Below are 14821 nucleotides of genomic sequence, written 5' to 3' on the forward strand. Positions count from 1 at the left end.
CCTCCCTACGGCTTCTTCGCGGCCTTGGTGAAGTCGTCCACGCGCGTGCCCTCGGGCGGGTTCAGCTTGAAGCTGTCCGCGGACACGCCCACGTTCGTCTTCAGGTCCAGGAACGCGATGGTGTTCTCGCTGCCATCCGGATCCACCACGGTGCTCTTGAGCACCTGCGCCGAAGCCGGATCGACCTCCAAGCGGACCTGCCGGAAGCGCGGCTCGACCTTGAGCGGCTCCAACACGAGCAGCGTGCCCTTGCAGTCCTTGCACTCGCCCTTGGAGATGGCGAACTCGTCGGCCAGCTTGCCCTGCCCGAAGAGGAACGTCACCGACGCGGAAAGCTGGCTGGTGTCCACCGCAGCCACGGTGAGCGTCTGCGCCGCCGGCTCGTATGAGTAGATCTTGTTGCCCGCGAGCACGAACGTGCGCTCCGAGGGCGCCAGGTACTCCCAGCGCATCAGGCCCGGCTTCTTGTAGACCACCGTGCCCGTAGAGGTCTGGGTGCGGCGGAAGGCCTTGTACTTGTAGTCCTGCTTGAAGTTCGCCTTGAAGTCGCCCGTCTTCTCGTAGAACGCCTGCATGCGGTCCACGAGCGACTTCACCTCGGGGGTCATCTTCGGGGCGGGGCGAGCCGCGGGAGCACTCGGCGTGCCTGCATCCGCCGCAGGGGTGACCGCCGCACCGGGCTTCGCGTCAGCGACGGCGGCAGGGGACTGCGGCGCCGGAGGAGTCGCAGCAGCCGTCGGGGGCGCGGCGAGGAGCGAAACGAGCAGGGCTTCCAGCAGCATGGCGTGCGGCCTCCGAGAGGCGGGGGCAGCTGTCCCCGCCAGCGACCATCTAGCGCATCCCGACGAGGGTCGGGGCTGCGGCATTCACCGTTGCGTGGCCTTGAACAGCCGCTTCCGCTGCTTGATGGCCAGTTGGTAGAAGCGATCTCTCAGCGCGGCTGCGTCCTCGGCGGGAAGGTCTCCCGAAGCCCCCAGGTGCTCGTCCCGCCAGGCGATCGCCCGGCTGACGCATGCCGAGGCCGCAGCGGAGATGTTGAGGCTCTGGCTGAACCCGCGCATGGGCACCCAGAACGTCCCGTCCACGGCGGCGAGCACATCATCGCTCACGCCCTGGCGCTCGTTGCCGAACACCATGGCGAACTTCGTGTCGAAGCGCAGGCTGTAGAGGCTGGTCGCGCCCTCGCGAAGAGCCGAGGCGTAGATGCTGAAGCCGCGCGACTTGAGGTGCTCGCGGCACTCCCCGAAGGACCTGTATTGGTGCACGTCCAGCCACTTGTCGCAGCCCTGGGCCACGCGCGAGTTGGGCAGGAACGGCGCTTCGGGGTTGATGACGACGTGGACCTCTTGGACGCCCATGGACTCGCAGGTGCGGAGCACCGCGGCCATGTTGAAGCTGTCCTCGAGCCGGTCGAGCACCACGGTGAAGTTGCGCGTGCGCTGACTGACCACGCGATCGATCTTCTCCTTGCGCACGTCGAGCAAGAACTGCTCGGCGGCGAGGGGCTCACGCTCGAAGCGCTCGTATCGAGAACCACCACCCGACATCGTCTCAGCGCCTCCCGCCAGACCGAGCGGGCTTCTTCGCGGCGGCCTTCTTCACAGGAGACTTCTTCGCGGCGGCCTTCTTCGCGGCGGCCTTCTTCGCGGCGGCCTTCTTCGCGGCGGCCTTCTTCGCGGGCGACTTCTTCGCCACGGCCCTCTTCACCGGCGCCTTGCGCACGGCCTTCTTCGCGGCGGGCTTCTTCGCGGGTGACTTCTTCACCGCGGACTTCTTCACCGGAGCCTTGGCCGAGGTCTTCTTTGCAGGGGTCTTCTTCGCCGGAGCCTTGCTCACGGACTTCTTCGCCGCGGGCTTCTTCACCGGCGCCTGCTTCGCGGCAGACTTCTTCGCGGCAGGGGCCTTCGAGGCAGCCTTCTTCGCCTCGGACACGTCGCCCGCCTTCTTCGCCGCGGGCTTCGCGCTCGAGCCGGGCTTGCGCGCGGACTTGGCCTGAGGCGGCGGCTCGACGTGGAGCTTGTCCGTCCGTCCCGTGAAGAGCACCTCGGCCACCGAGTCCATCAGGGCTTGCATCCCCTCACCGGTGGCGCACGACACGGGATACACGCGGATGCCGCGCTCGCGGAGGGCCTCGGTGAAGCCTGCCAGTCGCGCTTGCGCGTCCGGGAGATCCAACTTGTTGGCGGCCACGACCTGCGGCTTCGAGGCCAGTTCCGAGCTGTACTTCGCCAGCTCCGCGTTGAGGATCTCGAAGTCGTGCAGCGGCTCGCGGCCCTCACCCTCCGCGCCCATGTCGATGAGGTGCACCAGCACCTTGCATCGCTCCACGTGTCGCAGGAACTGGTGCCCCAGGCCCACGCCCTCGCTGGCGCCCTCGATGATTCCGGGGATGTCCGCCATCACGAAGGACAGGTGATCCTTGTACTGGACCATGCCCAGGTTCGGCACGAGCGTGGTGAAGGGATAGTCCGCGATCTTCGGCCGAGCGCGGCTCACACGCGAGATGAACGTGCTCTTGCCCGCGTTGGGGAACCCCAGGAGTCCCACGTCCGCCAGCAGCTTCAGCTCCAGCCGCAGGGTGTGCTCCTCGCCCTTCGTGCCTTCCTGGGCGAAGCGCGGCGTCTGCCGGGTGGAGGTGGCGAAGTTCATGTTGCCCAAGCCACCTCGACCGCCCTGCGCCGCGATGAACCGCTCACCGGGCTCGCTCAGGTCCTTGAGCAACTCCCCGGTGTGCTCGTCGCGGATCAGCGTGCCCACGGGGACCTTGAGGATCATGTCCTCGGAGGCCCGGCCGTTGCAGTCGTTGCCCATCCCGTGCTCGCCGTTCTTCGCCCGGTGGTGCTGCTGGTACCGGTAGTCGAGCAGCGTGGTGAGCTGTGGATCCCCCACGAAGATGACGGAGCCACCATTGCCGCCGTCGCCCCCATTGGGCCCTCCGCGCTCGATGTACTTCTCCCGCCGGAAGGAGACGGAGCCATTGCCGCCGTCCCCCGCCTTCACAAAGATGCGAACCTCATCGACGAACTTCATGGCGGGAGAATCCTCCTGAGAAACGCAAAGCGGGCCGCCCTCGAATCCAACCGCCATTCAGGACGGTTGGACTGGGAGCGACCCGCTCATGACGGTCTGGTGAGTCCGGAGCCGAGGCCCCGGAGCAACCACCTAGGCGCTCGGCTGCTCGGCCGGGTAGACCGAGACCTTCTTCTTGTCGCGGCCGAGGCGCTCGTACTTCACGACGCCGTCCACCACCGAGTAGAGCGTGAAGTCGCGACCGAGCTTCACGTTCGTGCCAGCGTGGATGACCGTGCCGACCTGGCGAACCAGGATGCTGCCGGCGGAAACAGCCTCGCCGCCATACACCTTCACGCCACGGTACTGCGGGTTGGAATCACGCCCGTTGCGCGAAGAACCCTGTCCCTTTTTATGGGCCATGACACCTGCTCCTGAAAATGCTTACAGCGAAAGTGGACCGGACTAGCCGGAGATGGAGGTGACCTTCACCTCGGTGTACGGCTGACGGTGGCCGCGGCGGCGCGTCCAGCCCTCCTTCTCCTTGCGGAAGTGGAGGACGCGGCGGTGCTTGTCCTGGGCAAGGACCTTGCCCACGACCTTGGCGCCCGACACCGTCGGCTTCCCCACCTTGGGGGACTCGGAGCCGCCCAGCATGAGGATCTCGTTGAAGGTGACCTCGGCGCCGATGTCGCCCGCGATCTTCTCGATCCGGAGCACATCGCCCTCGGCGACGCGGTACTGCTTTCCGCCCGTGCGAATGACTGCGTACATCGTCGAACCCCTGTCAGCTTCGGGTTTGCCTCAACCCGTGGATTCCAACGCGCATTTCGGACGGCGGACCGCCCGGCGCGCTAAAGGACGGCGGGACTTACGAGAAACAAGGTGGGGAGTCAAGACAGATGGCGGATCATCCCGCCCCGACACCCGCATTCCGTGATCCTGGAAAGGAAAGGAAGCTGGAAACCGTCCGCCCGATCAGTAGGATGTTCCCCCGTTTAACACCTGCACCTCGAAACGAGGGGGAACATTACATCATGAAGAACATCCTGATGGGTCTGGCTGCGGCGGCGATGCTCGTGGGCTGTGGCGGAAACCTCTGCGACAAGTCCGAGGACGCGAGCAAGGACTTCTCCGACAACACCAAGGAGTGCAGCATGCTCCACTCCGACTACAAGGAGCCCACCCAGGCGGAGAAGGACACCTGCAAGACGAACCTCGATAAGTGCTCGGACTCCGACAAGGACAAGCTCCAGGCCTTCATCGACTGCACCAGCGACCTGGGCGTGTGCAAGGCCTCCGAGCAGGACGCCTACACCCTGAAGCTGGTGGCCTGCCTGACCAAGGTCAAGGACCTGAGCGCCGCCTGCCAGGGCATCGTCGACAGCGGCAGCTAGTTTCGCCTCAAGCTCACCCAGTGGGCTTGCGAAGCCCGGCTCCCGGTCCAGGGGGTCGGGCTTCTTCTTTTTCGGCCTGCGCGTCCTTCTTCGCGGCCAGGGCCCGGCGGACGACGCGATAGCGCTGGTGCAGCTCCAGCTCGAGCGGATCACGCGCCAGCCCCCGCTCGTAGGCCTCCTGCGCCCGAGCCAGCTGCCCGTCGCGCTCCAGCGCGCTCCCGATCAGGAAGTGGACCCGGGCCGCCCCCGCCGCGTGGGGATACTGAGCCAGATGCTCGCGCCGCAGGGCCTCCAGCTGCGTGGCGGTCAGGCCCGCCTCCAGGCAGCGCGCCACGCCCCGAGGGTTCCCCAGCCGCGCGTCGTACAGCGCCCGACGCACGGGCAGCCCCAGCGTCTCCCCAGCCTCTCGGACCCGCGTCTGGATGGCCACCAACCGGGTGAGCTGCGTGCGGGACAACGGCCGGTGGCGCAGGGCCTCCAGGGAAGCCCAGGCCCCTCGCGCCCGGGCCCGCGTGGCGTCCATGTCCGCATCCGGCGCGAGCCCCAGCACGGTGTAGTGGTCGCCCGACAGCCGCCGCTCGTGGATCGCCAGCACCCGGTCCGCGTCGCCGTCATCCCCAGGCATCTGGAGCGCGGGCGCGGGCCAGGCCTCGTCTCCCTTCAGGAGCCGCTCCACCCCAGCGCGGAGCCCCGGTGAGGGCGCGGTGAACTGGACCCCGAACCCCGGCGGCATGCTCCACGCTCGCGCCTGCTCCGAGGACACGTGGCGCACCACCTCGCACAGCACGGGCACCGGCTCGCCCCCCAACGGAAGCAGCACCTCCACCCGTGAGAACATCGGCGGCAGCGCTCCACCCGTGTGGAGGAAGAGCCCCCCCCGCGACAGGTCCGAGCCCGTCAGCACCACGGGCGTCTCCCCGGGCCGCAGCAGCACCCGCAGCGACATCTCCGTCGCCCGGGCCCGCGCGGGCGTGGAGGCCAGTGCCTGGGTGTCCTCCGGCTTGTTCCAAGGCACCAGGGAGGCATCTCGCGCCGCCATCAAGCCCGCCAGCGGCGACGCCGGGCCGGACACGCCGCGCAACACGGGCAACGGCGGGCGCGCTCGCGCAGGGCCATCGGAGGACGCTCCGGAGGCATTGGCTCCCGCGGAACGGGGCGGCGCGGATGGAGCCGGCTGAGACGGCCTCGCGGCGGGCGGCCCCGCGTCGGAGAGCGCCTGTTGCAAGGCCGCGCGCAAGGCCGAGGCCGTGGGATAGCGATCCTCGGGGGCCTTGGCCAGCGTGCGCAGGATGACCCGCTCCAGCGCGACAGGGACGCTCGGACACAGCTCGCGCGGAGACGGAGGAGACCGCACCTGATGCGCCACCAGCTGGGCGGCGAGGCCCTCGTCCGGAAAGGGCAACTGCCCCGTGACGAGCTGGTACGCGATGACCCCCAGCGAATACAGGTCCGCGCGCCCATCCAACCGCCGGCTGGAGGCCTGCTCTGGCGCCATGTACTCCGGAGTGCCCACGATGATGCCCGCGTGCGTCTCCGGACCGCCCGCGTCCGCCAGCTTGGCGATGCCGAAGTCCAGCACCTTCACGAACGGCGTCCCCCGCCCGCGCCGGGCCATGAAGACGTTGTCCGGCTTGAGGTCGCGGTGGACGATTCCCCGCGCGTGGGCCGCGTTCAGCGCATCACAGACCTGCGCCAGCACCGGCACCACGGCCGCGCAGGGCAAGGGCGTGCCCACCCACGCGGACAGGGGCGCCCCCTCCAGGTACTCCATGATGAGGTACGGGCGCGGTGGCTGCGCGTTCAGGTCGAAGATGCTGACGATGTTCTCATGGCCAATCAGATTCACGGCCCGCGCCTCCGCGTGGAAGCGCGACACCAGCTCCGGGTAACGGGCCAGGTGCTCGTGCAGCACCTTCACCGCCACCCGGCTACCAATGGAGACGTGCTCCCCCAGGTACACGGACCCCATCCCGCCGCGTCCAACGCGACGTGTCAGCCGGAAGCTCCCAAGCTGGGTGCCCAACAACGGATCCGCCTCGGGGAGCACGGGCTCCCGGGGCGTCCCTGCGCCTCGCTCGCCCTCTGGCCGCACCAGGGTGTCACATGACGTGTCCAACCCGTGTTGCCAGCCGCACGCCGCACACGCGCGGTCGCTGCTCACCACCTCGTCGGCCATGTCTGTCCCCCGGCCTCTCCGTTCAATCTGGGGAGCGGCGGGACCAAGGGCCACTGGGCGGGCAGGGCAGGTGTCGCAAAGTGCGGCCGAGCCCGGGCCCCAAGTCCCGGGTGGGGGTCCGGCACAAGACGGGCCTGTGTCGGGAAGGTGTCACGAGGCTAGAGTGTGCGGCCATGTCCCGCTCCGCACGACGCATCCCTACCGTGAACCTGTCCCACTACCGCTCCGGAATGCCGCAGGAGCGGGCGCGCTTCGTCCAGGTCTTCGGCGACGCCATCAAGGAGTTCGGCTTCGTCACCGTGGAAGGCCACGGCATCGAGGACGGGCTCATCCGCCGCACCTACTCGGACGTGGAGAAGTTCTTCCAGCTCCCCGAGGACGTGAAGTCCCGCTACGCCGTCCCCGAGCGGCCCGGCCAGCGCGGCTTCATGGCCTTTGGCCAGGAGCACGCCAAGAACCGCAAGGTGGGTGACCTGAAGGAGTTCTGGCACGTGGGCCGGGAGCTCGACGCGGGCCACCCGTACCTGGCGGATTACGGCGCCAACGTGTGGCCGAAGGAAGTGCCCTCCTTCCGCGAGCACACCCTCAACCTCTACCGCGAGCTGGATGGCGCCGCGACGGTCATGCTCCAGGCCCTGGCCGAGTACTTCGAGCTGCCGCGCACCACCTTCAGCGACATGACCGTGGACGGAAACTCGGTGCTGCGAGTCATCCACTATCCGCCGCTCAAGGAGCGCTTCATCCCCGGGGCCGTGCGCGCCGCCGAGCACGAGGACATCAACTTCATCACCCTGCTGTGCGAGGGGACCTCGGGCGGACTGGAGCTGCTCACCCGCGATGGCGAGTGGCTCCCCGTGGACACGCTGCGCGGGCAGATTGTCGTGGACTCGGGCGACATGCTCAGCCGCGTGACGAACAACGTCATCCCCGCCACCACGCACCGGGTCGTCAATCCGCCGAGCCCCGCGGAGGACACCGTGCGCTACTCGATGCCCTTCTTCGTGCACCCGTACTCGGACTGTAGCCTCAAGCCGCTGCCCAGCATGGAGACGCCGGACAACCCCGCGCGCCACCCGCCCATCACCGCGGACGCGTTCCTCAAGCAGCGCCTGCGCGAGCTGGGCTTCCTGAAGTAAGCCCGCGCGCCCGTGCCCCGAGGGAGTCTGCCTCGGGGCGCTAGTCTCCGAGCTTCTTCTTGAGCAGCTCGTTGACGAGGGTGGGGTTTCCCTTGCCCTTCATGGCCTTCATCACCTGGCCCACGAAGAAGCCATACAGGTTCTTCTTCCCCGCCCGGTACTTCTCCACCTCGGACGCGCTCTTCGCGAGCACCTCGTCCACCACCGCCTCCACCGCGCCCACGTCGCTCACCTGGGCAAGGCCCTTGCTCGCGATGATGTTCGCAGGGGCCGCGCCGGTGCGGAACATCTCGCCCAAGACATCCTTCGCGGCGTTGATGGACACCGTCCCCTGCTCCACCGCGCCCAGCAGCTCCCCGAGCTGCGTGGGCGTGAAGCGCACCGAGGACACGGTCGTCCCCTCCTCCTTCAACAACCGGCTCAGCTCCCCGAGGAACCAGTTGGAGAGCTTCTTGGCGTCCGGCGCATGCGGCGCGCAGGCCTCGAAGAAGTCCGCCAGCGGGCGCTCGGCGGTGAGCAGCTTCGCGTCATAGGCGGGCAGGCCGTACTGCGACATGAAGCGCTGGCGCTTCGCCCGGGGCAACTCCGGCAGCGCGCCGCGCGTCTCCTCGATGAGCGCGTCCGCCACGTGCAACGGCGGCAGATCCGGCTCCGGGAAGTAGCGGTAGTCGTGCGCCTCCTCCTTCGAGCGCATCGAGCGCGTGACGCCCTTGTTCACGTCCCACAGCCGCGTCTCTTGCAAGACCTTGCCGCCGGACTCGAGGACGTCCACCTGCCGCGCGACCTCGTACTCGATGGCCTGCTTGAGGAAGCGGAACGAGTTGAGGTTCTTCAGCTCGCAGCGCTGGCCATAGACGGTGGAGCCCTTGGGCATCACCGACACGTTGGCGTCACAGCGGAAGCTTCCCTCCTCCAAGTTGCCGTCGTTGACGCCCAGGTACATCAGCACGTCGCGCAGCGACTTGAGGTACTCCACCGCTTCATCGGAGTCGCGCAGGTCCGGCTCGCTGACAATCTCCAACAGGGGCACACCCGCGCGGTTCAGGTCCACCAGGCTCTGGCCCGCGGACGCCGTCGCGTCGTGCACGCTCTTGCCCGCGTCCTCCTCCATGTGGATGCGCCGCACGCGCACCACCTTCTCACCCGCGGGCGTATCAATGACCAGACGGCCCCACTCGCAGATGGGCTGGTCGTACTGCGTAATCTGATAGCCCTTGGGCAGGTCCGGATAGAAGTAGTTCTTCCGGCTCCACACGCTCGTGCCCTTCACCGTGCACTCGAGCGCGAGCCCCGTGCGCACCGCGAACTCGACCACGCGCTGGTTCAGCACCGGCAACACGCCGGGCAGGCCCAGACAGACGGGACACGTGTGGTGGTTGGGCTCGGCGCCGAACGCGGTGGAGCAGCCGCAGAAAATCTTCGAGTGCGTCAGCAGCTGCGCGTGCACCTCGAGGCCAATCACCGGCTGGAAGTCACTCAGGGGCATGGCGGAGTCCGGCGGAAGAAGTCGTGCTCGCGCTCGAAGGCGCGGCCGATTCGCAGCACCCCCGCTTCGTCGAAGGGCCGGCCGAGCACCTGGAGTCCCACCGGCAGCCCCGCCTTCGTGAAGCCACAGGGCACCGACAGGCCGGGCAGGCCCGCGAGGTTGCACGGCAGGGTGAGGATGTCCGTGAGGTACATCGACAGCGGGTCATCCACCTTCTCTCCCAACCGGAAGGCCGGCACGGGCGAGGTCGGGGACAGGATGGCGTCCACCTGCTGGAAGGCGCGCGTGAAGTCCTCGCGGATGAGCGTGCGGACCTTCTGCGCGCGCAGGTAGTAGGCGTCGTAGTAGCCGGCGGACAGCGCGTACGTCCCCAGCATGATGCGGCGCTTCACCTCGGCGCCGAAGCCCTGCCCTCGCGTCTGTCCGTACAACTCCTGGAGGCCGCGCACGTCCCGGGCGCGCAGGCCGTAGCGCACGCCGTCGTAGCGAGCCAGGTTGCTGGACGCCTCGGCGGGCGCCAGCAGGTAGTACGTGGCCAGAGCGTGGGACGTGTGTGGCAGCGACACGTCCACCAGCGTCGCGCCCAGGCGCTCGTACTCCTTCAGCGCGGCGCGCACGCTCGCCTCCACCTCGGGGTCCATGCCGTCGGTGAAGTACTCGCGCGGCACGCCCAGCTTGAGGCCATGCACCCCGCCCTCCAGGTCCGCCAGATAGTCTGGCGTCTCCAAGGGAGCGGACGTGGAGTCTCGCGGGTCGTGGCGTGCAATCACTTGCAGCAGCGCCGCGGCGTCCGCCACGGTGCGCGTCATCGGCCCCACTTGGTCCAACGACGACGCGAAGGCGATGACACCGAAGCGCGACACCCGGCCGTACGTGGGCTTCAACCCCACGGTGTTCGTGTGCGCGGCGGGCTGCCGGATGGATCCGCCCGTGTCCGTGCCCAGCGCGCCAAACACCTCGCGCGCCGCCACCGCCGCGGCCGAGCCCCCCGACGAGCCGCCCGGCGTGCGCGACAGGTCCCAAGGGTTGTGCGTCGGAAAGTAGGCGCTGGACTCGTTGGACGAGCCCATCGCGAACTCATCCATGTTCAGCTTGCCGAGCAGCGGCAGCCCCGCCTCGCGCAACAGCCGCACGACGGTGGCGTCATACGGCGGGACGAAGCCCTGCAAGATGCGCGAGCCGCACGTCGTCTCCAGCCCCTCCGTGAGGAAGATGTCCTTGAGGCCGAGCGGCACACCCTCCAGCGGGCTGGCGGGCCCCGAGGCCCGGCGACGCGCGTCGCTGGCCTCGGCCGCGCGCAGCGCGCCCTCCTCGTCCACGCGCAGGAACGCGCGCACCTTCGGGTCCACCTGGGCGATGCGCGCCAGACTGGCGCGGGTGGCCTCCACCGAGGAGACCTTCCCGGCCGCCAGCGCCGCCGCCAGCTCCAGCATCGTCAGGTCCGTGAGCGGCTGCGACATGGCGGGCTACTCCAGAATCTTCGGAACGGAGAAGCAGGTCCCCACGCTGGCCGGCGCGTTCGCCAGCGCCTTCTCGGGCGGCAGCGACGGCCGCATCACGTCCTCGCGCAAGAGCGAGGACGCGAGCGTGGCATGCGAGGTGGGCTCCACCTGACTCACGTCGAGCGACTGCAACTGCGCCACCGCGTCCAGCACGGCGGACAGCTGCGTGGCGTAACGCTGCTCCTCCTCCGGCGTCAGCGACAACCGCGCCAGCGTGGCCACGTGGCGCACCTGCTCGAGCGTGAGGGCCATGACTCGCGTCCCCTGGGGCGACTACTTCTTCTTGAAGAGGTTGAGGATGGCGCCCATCACCTTGCCACTTCCCTCATGCCCATGCTGCTCGATGAGCTGGTCCAGTTCGCCAGCGTCCAGCCAGATGCCGTGGCAGTTGAAGCAGCTCTCCAGCTCCACATTGCCCTGCTTCAGCGTCTGCAGGTCCATGCCGCACTTGGGGCACTTCATGTAGTGCAGCGCCTTGAGCTCCTCGCGCTGACGGGCGGCGAGCGCCGTGGCCTGCTGGAGCGCCAGCTTGCGCTTGGCCTCGATCTCCTCGCGGGCGAAGTACTCGTCTTCGGTGTTCGACGGCTTGTCCAGGTGGTTGGACATGTAGGCATTCTCCTTGCGAGCGGCACCATACCCTCTCCCCCGGAGGGCGCAGCCGAAATGTAGGCTCCTGGGAAGGCGCGCGCGGCAACTGCTGGAAAATTGACCGCCCCCCCTCTCTCCCTACACTCGCTGCGGGCATTGCTACAGCCCGCTACGCGGCTGGAATCGCGCAGAGGGAACGGGGACATGACTGCGGCCAAGAAGGGCGGACGGGCGGAGAAGGCGGTCCTGTCCCGCCAGGAAATCGCGACGCGCAAACGCGCGCTGCAAGACAAGCGGATGAAGGCTTCCGGGGGCGCAAGTCCGGCCAGGCGCGCCCTGCTGGGAGTCGTCCTCCTGACCGGCTCGCTGCTCTCCCTCCTGTCGGTCGCGACGTTCGACGCGCACGACCGCGTGGGCCCCGGCTTCCGCAACGCGGTGGGCCCCATGGGGCACCTCATCGCCGAGACGCTCCGCGGCATGCTGGGCGTTTGCGCCTATCTGGTTCCCTTGGCCGGCCTCTACGCGGCCGTCGTGCTCTTCGTCGGCAATCGGGACCGCAAGCGCCTGCCGCAAATCATCTCGCTGGCGCTGCTCACCTGCAGCGTGGCGGTGCTCGCGCAGCTCCTCTTCGCCAAGGACCCGGGCTGGGCGCACCCCCCGGGCGGCGCGCTGGGCGCGGGCCTGGGCGGCGTGATGGAGGGACTGTTCTCCACGGTGGGCACCGTCATCCTCGTGACGGCGGTCAGCGCCGCGGCCCTCATCGTCGGCACGCAGTACACGTTCTTCAAGCTGTGCTCGCTCGTGTGGGCCGGGATGTGCGTCCTGGGCCGCCGCATCGCCGAGTCCAGCCACGTCTTCTGGGAGGCCCAGAAGGTCGCGTACAAGGAGCGCCAGGAGCGCGTGGCGGCGGAGAAGCTCGAGGAGGCCGCCTTCCTCGCGCAGATTGAAGCGGACGAGGAGGAGCTCGCCGAAGCCGAGCGCCTGGTCGAGGAGGCAGAGGCCGCCGAGGCGGAGGCCATGGCCGAGGAGGCCGTGCGGCTCGCGCGTCAGTCCGAGAAGGAGCAGGCCGCCGCCGCGAAGCAGGCACTCAAGGAGGGCCGCGAGCGCGCGAAGCTGGAGAAGAAGCTCGGCCGAGGCGAGGACTCGCCCGAGGAGACGGACGCCGAAGTGTCCTCGCCCCCGGTCGAGGCACGTCCCGCGGAGAAGCGCCCCGCCCCGGGCGCCGACCCGGCCTGGGCCGCGTCGTTCCTCGCGCCGCAGCCGAACCCCGTCGCGCCCGACGCCACCGAGCCGCCTCGCAAGGGACGCAAGGGTCCGCAGATCGTCACCGCGCCCACGGCCGCCACCACGCCTCCGCCGTCCGCCCCTGCGCCGCTCGCGCCCGTGGTCGCGGAGCCGGTGCAGCCGCAGGCCGCCGCGCCCACGGCGGGTGCCATCGTGCCTGCGCCGAAGTCGGAGCTGGCGCGCATGCCGCTCATCGTGGAGCCCAAGGCCCCGCCCAAGCCCACGGCGCCGCGCAAGAACCAGGACCAGTTCGAGTTCATCGGAGACCGCAAGAGCTTCTCGCTGCCGCCGCTCGACGTGCTCGAGTGCGACAAGAAGGAGCGCTCGGCGCTCGACAAGGACGCGTTCCTCGTCACCGCGGAGAAGCTGCGCGCGAAGCTGGCGGACTTCGGCATCGTGGGCGAGGTGGTGGAGATCCGCCCCGGCCCCGTCGTCACCATGTACGAGTTCTTGCCGGGCCCGGGCATCAAGGTCAGCAAGATCGCCGCGCTCCAGGACGACCTCGCGATGGCGATGGAAGCCATGCGCGTGCGCATCGTCGCGCCCATTCCCGGCAAGGGCGTGGTGGGCATCGAGGTCCCCAACCGCGACCGAGAGACGGTCTTCCTCAAGGAGATCGCCGAGCAGGACACGTTCCAGAAGGGGTCGAGCAAGCTCACCATGTGCGTGGGCAAGGACATCGAGGGCATGCCCTACGTCTTCGATCTCGCGAAGGCGCCCCACCTGCTCATCGCAGGCACCACCGGCTCGGGTAAGTCCGTGGCGGTGAACTCCATGATCATGAGCATCCTCCTCAAGGCCACGCCCGAGGAGGTCCGCTTCATCATGGTGGACCCGAAGATGTTGGAGTTGTCCGTCTACGAAGGCATCCCCCACCTGCTCCTGCCGGTGGTGACGGATCCGAAGAAGGCGGCGCTCGCGCTGCGCTGGGCCGTGGAGGAGATGGAGCGCCGCTACCAGCTCCTGTCCGAGGCAGGCGTGCGCAACATCGCCGGCTACAACAAGCTGGTGGAGAGCAGCGCCTCGGACGTGAAGGCCGCGCTGTCGCCCGAGCCCGCGAAGAAGGGCAAGCCCAAGAAGATGCTGGTGCTCGACGTGGAGGGCGCAGAGCAGCCCGTCTCCGCGGGCATCTCCAGCGAGGGCATGGGCGTGGCGGCACCGCGCGAGGATGAGGAAGATCTGCGCGAGGCGGTGATGTCCGCCGACCCGTCCGAGGTCGACGCGGAGTTCGAGGAGGACGGAGCGCTGGACGTCGCGCCCGCGTCGGAAGCCGCCTCGGCGCCGGAGAAGAAGGAGCTCAAGAAGCTGCCGTACATCGTGGTCATCATCGACGAGCTGGCGGACCTGATGATGGTCGCCAGCCGCGAGGTGGAGACCTACGTGGCGCGGCTCGCGCAGATGGCGCGCGCGGCCGGCATCCACCTGATGGTCGCAACGCAGCGCCCGTCCACGGACGTCGTCACCGGCATCATCAAGGCCAACTTCCCCACGCGCATCAGCTTCATGCTGCGCTCGAAGCCGGACTCGATGACGATTCTCGGAACGGTGGGCGCCGAGGCGCTGCTCGGCATGGGCGACATGCTCATCATGCCGCCCACGAGCGCGCACCTGCAGCGCGTCCACGGCGCCTTCGTGTCGGAGAACGAAATCAAGAAGGCGGTGGACCACCTCCGTGCGCAGGGCAAGCCGGTGTACGACGAGTCCATCCTCAAGCCGCGCGACGAGGACGTGGAGGGCGGAGGCGAGGAGGACGAGCTGTCCGACGAGCTCTACGACCAGGCGCTCGCGGCCGTCAGCGAGATGCGCTCGGTGTCCATCTCCATGCTCCAGCGCAAGATGCGCATCGGCTACAACCGAGCAGCGCGGATGATCGAACGGATGGAGCGAGACGGAATCGTCGGAGCCGCGGACGGAGCCAAGCCGCGAGAGGTTCTCATCCGAGGACTGGGCGACATGCCGGGCGCGGGAGCGATGTAGCCATCAGGCAACGGTCGTCCCCACGGGGGTGCTCCAGACGCAAGTCTGGAGCACCCCCGTTTCATTGGGTGGACACGCTGAAGGCAAGTGGCTCGCCGTGGAGAGCCCAACCCCCAGTGGGACCGCGCAGGCTGACGACAACCCAGGAACCAGGCTCCAGGCCCCTGCCCTGGCCACCTCGACCGTGGCGCCGCGCAACCGGACGAACGGTCGCGCCCACCTTGCAGGTTCCCAAGCGGCCCAGGGTCGCGTAAGGGCGAGGAATC

General features: G+C 68.7%; 13 protein-coding genes. 3 read left to right on the plus strand and 10 right to left on the minus strand.

All coding sequences use genetic code 11. The features are described 5' to 3' along the window. Positions 1-5: 5 nt before the first annotated feature. From KRR26_RS01740 to rplU, 5 genes are all read right to left on the minus strand, one after another. Positions 6-782: a LolA family protein gene (locus KRR26_RS01740; RefSeq protein WP_120205037.1), complete on the minus strand. Its 777-nt coding sequence runs from the start codon at positions 780-782 to the stop codon at positions 6-8. An 84-nt stretch (positions 783-866) separates the two neighbouring features. Further along, positions 867-1547 carry a TrmH family RNA methyltransferase gene (locus tag KRR26_RS01745; RefSeq protein ID WP_120205035.1) on the minus strand — a complete coding sequence of 227 codons (681 nt, stop codon included), beginning with the start codon at positions 1545-1547 and terminating at the stop codon, positions 867-869. Positions 1548-1551: 4 nt separating this feature from the next. Next, positions 1552-3030, minus strand: a complete 1479-nt coding sequence (gene obgE / locus KRR26_RS01750; RefSeq protein WP_217078968.1) for a GTPase ObgE — start codon at positions 3028-3030, stop codon at positions 1552-1554. 132 nt (positions 3031-3162) lie between these two features. Further along, complete coding sequence (gene rpmA, locus KRR26_RS01755) at positions 3163-3432, minus strand: 50S ribosomal protein L27 (RefSeq protein ID WP_120205032.1); 270 nt, start codon at positions 3430-3432, stop codon at positions 3163-3165. A gap of 42 nt (positions 3433-3474) precedes the next feature. Further along, entirely contained in the window at positions 3475-3783 is a 309-nt protein-coding gene (rplU, locus tag KRR26_RS01760; RefSeq protein ID WP_120205030.1) for a 50S ribosomal protein L21, read from the minus strand. A gap of 263 nt (positions 3784-4046) precedes the next feature. On the opposite strand from rplU, the gene KRR26_RS01765 reads away from it, so the two are divergent. After that, entirely contained in the window at positions 4047-4406 is a 360-nt protein-coding gene (locus KRR26_RS01765) for a hypothetical protein (RefSeq protein ID WP_120205028.1), read from the plus strand. A gap of 13 nt (positions 4407-4419) precedes the next feature. Here the strand turns inward: KRR26_RS01765 and KRR26_RS01770 are convergent, their stop codons facing one another. Continuing rightward, positions 4420-6582, minus strand: a complete 2163-nt coding sequence (locus KRR26_RS01770; RefSeq protein WP_217078969.1) for a serine/threonine-protein kinase — start codon at positions 6580-6582, stop codon at positions 4420-4422. Positions 6583-6755: 173 nt separating this feature from the next. On the opposite strand from KRR26_RS01770, the gene KRR26_RS01775 reads away from it, so the two are divergent. Continuing rightward, the gene (locus tag KRR26_RS01775; protein ID WP_217078970.1) at positions 6756-7718 is read left to right on the plus strand and encodes an isopenicillin N synthase family dioxygenase; all 963 of its coding nucleotides are present in this window, start codon (positions 6756-6758) and stop codon (positions 7716-7718) included. A gap of 40 nt (positions 7719-7758) precedes the next feature. On the opposite strand, the gene gatB is transcribed toward KRR26_RS01775, so the two are convergent. Genes gatB through KRR26_RS01795 form a run of 4 tightly spaced genes read right to left on the minus strand, consistent with a single transcriptional unit; the run spans position 7759 to position 11312 of the window. Further along, the gene (gatB, locus tag KRR26_RS01780; protein WP_217078971.1) at positions 7759-9204 is read right to left on the minus strand and encodes an Asp-tRNA(Asn)/Glu-tRNA(Gln) amidotransferase subunit GatB; all 1446 of its coding nucleotides are present in this window, start codon (positions 9202-9204) and stop codon (positions 7759-7761) included. Next, a complete protein-coding gene (gatA, locus tag KRR26_RS01785) occupies positions 9195-10664 on the minus strand; it encodes an Asp-tRNA(Asn)/Glu-tRNA(Gln) amidotransferase subunit GatA (protein WP_217078972.1) in 1470 nt (489 codons plus the stop codon). The genes gatB and gatA overlap by 10 nt, the downstream gene beginning before the upstream one ends. A gap of 6 nt (positions 10665-10670) precedes the next feature. Further along, positions 10671-10958 carry an Asp-tRNA(Asn)/Glu-tRNA(Gln) amidotransferase subunit GatC gene (gene gatC, locus KRR26_RS01790; protein ID WP_120205022.1) on the minus strand — a complete coding sequence of 96 codons (288 nt, stop codon included), beginning with the start codon at positions 10956-10958 and terminating at the stop codon, positions 10671-10673. Between the two features lie 21 nt (positions 10959-10979). Next, entirely contained in the window at positions 10980-11312 is a 333-nt protein-coding gene (locus KRR26_RS01795) for a TFIIB-type zinc ribbon-containing protein (protein ID WP_120205020.1), read from the minus strand. Between the two features lie 186 nt (positions 11313-11498). On the opposite strand from KRR26_RS01795, the gene KRR26_RS01800 reads away from it, so the two are divergent. Continuing rightward, on the plus strand, positions 11499-14555 hold the full coding sequence (locus KRR26_RS01800; RefSeq protein ID WP_120205018.1) for an FtsK/SpoIIIE family DNA translocase: 3057 nt from the start codon (positions 11499-11501) through the stop codon (positions 14553-14555). The last annotated feature ends 266 nt before the right edge of the window (positions 14556-14821 follow it).

Origin of the sequence: Citreicoccus inhibens (genome assembly GCF_019039035.1) — a bacterium.
Taxonomy (GTDB): domain Bacteria; phylum Myxococcota; class Myxococcia; order Myxococcales; family Myxococcaceae; genus Citreicoccus; species Citreicoccus inhibens.

Bases quoted from the DNA above. Each gene is read 5' to 3' on its own strand.
- gatC (WP_120205022.1), bottom strand. From the start codon at position 10,958: ATGGCCCTCACGCTCGAGCAGGTGCGCCACGTGGCCACGCTGGCGCGG.
- KRR26_RS01775 (WP_217078970.1), top strand. From the start codon at position 6,756: ATGTCCCGCTCCGCACGACGCATCCCTACCGTGAACCTGTCCCACTAC.
- gatA (WP_217078972.1), bottom strand. From the start codon at position 10,664: ATGTCGCAGCCGCTCACGGACCTGACGATGCTGGAGCTGGCGGCGGCG.
- KRR26_RS01745 (WP_120205035.1), bottom strand. From the start codon at position 1,547: ATGTCGGGTGGTGGTTCTCGATACGAGCGCTTCGAGCGTGAGCCCCTC.
- gatB (WP_217078971.1), bottom strand. From the start codon at position 9,204: ATGCCCCTGAGTGACTTCCAGCCGGTGATTGGCCTCGAGGTGCACGCG.
- rplU (WP_120205030.1), bottom strand. From the start codon at position 3,783: ATGTACGCAGTCATTCGCACGGGCGGAAAGCAGTACCGCGTCGCCGAG.
- KRR26_RS01800 (WP_120205018.1), top strand. From the start codon at position 11,499: ATGACTGCGGCCAAGAAGGGCGGACGGGCGGAGAAGGCGGTCCTGTCC.
- KRR26_RS01765 (WP_120205028.1), top strand. From the start codon at position 4,047: ATGAAGAACATCCTGATGGGTCTGGCTGCGGCGGCGATGCTCGTGGGC.
- obgE (WP_217078968.1), bottom strand. From the start codon at position 3,030: ATGAAGTTCGTCGATGAGGTTCGCATCTTTGTGAAGGCGGGGGACGGC.
- KRR26_RS01795 (WP_120205020.1), bottom strand. From the start codon at position 11,312: ATGTCCAACCACCTGGACAAGCCGTCGAACACCGAAGACGAGTACTTC.
- KRR26_RS01770 (WP_217078969.1), bottom strand. From the start codon at position 6,582: ATGGCCGACGAGGTGGTGAGCAGCGACCGCGCGTGTGCGGCGTGCGGC.
- rpmA (WP_120205032.1), bottom strand. From the start codon at position 3,432: ATGGCCCATAAAAAGGGACAGGGTTCTTCGCGCAACGGGCGTGATTCC.
- KRR26_RS01740 (WP_120205037.1), bottom strand. From the start codon at position 782: ATGCTGCTGGAAGCCCTGCTCGTTTCGCTCCTCGCCGCGCCCCCGACG.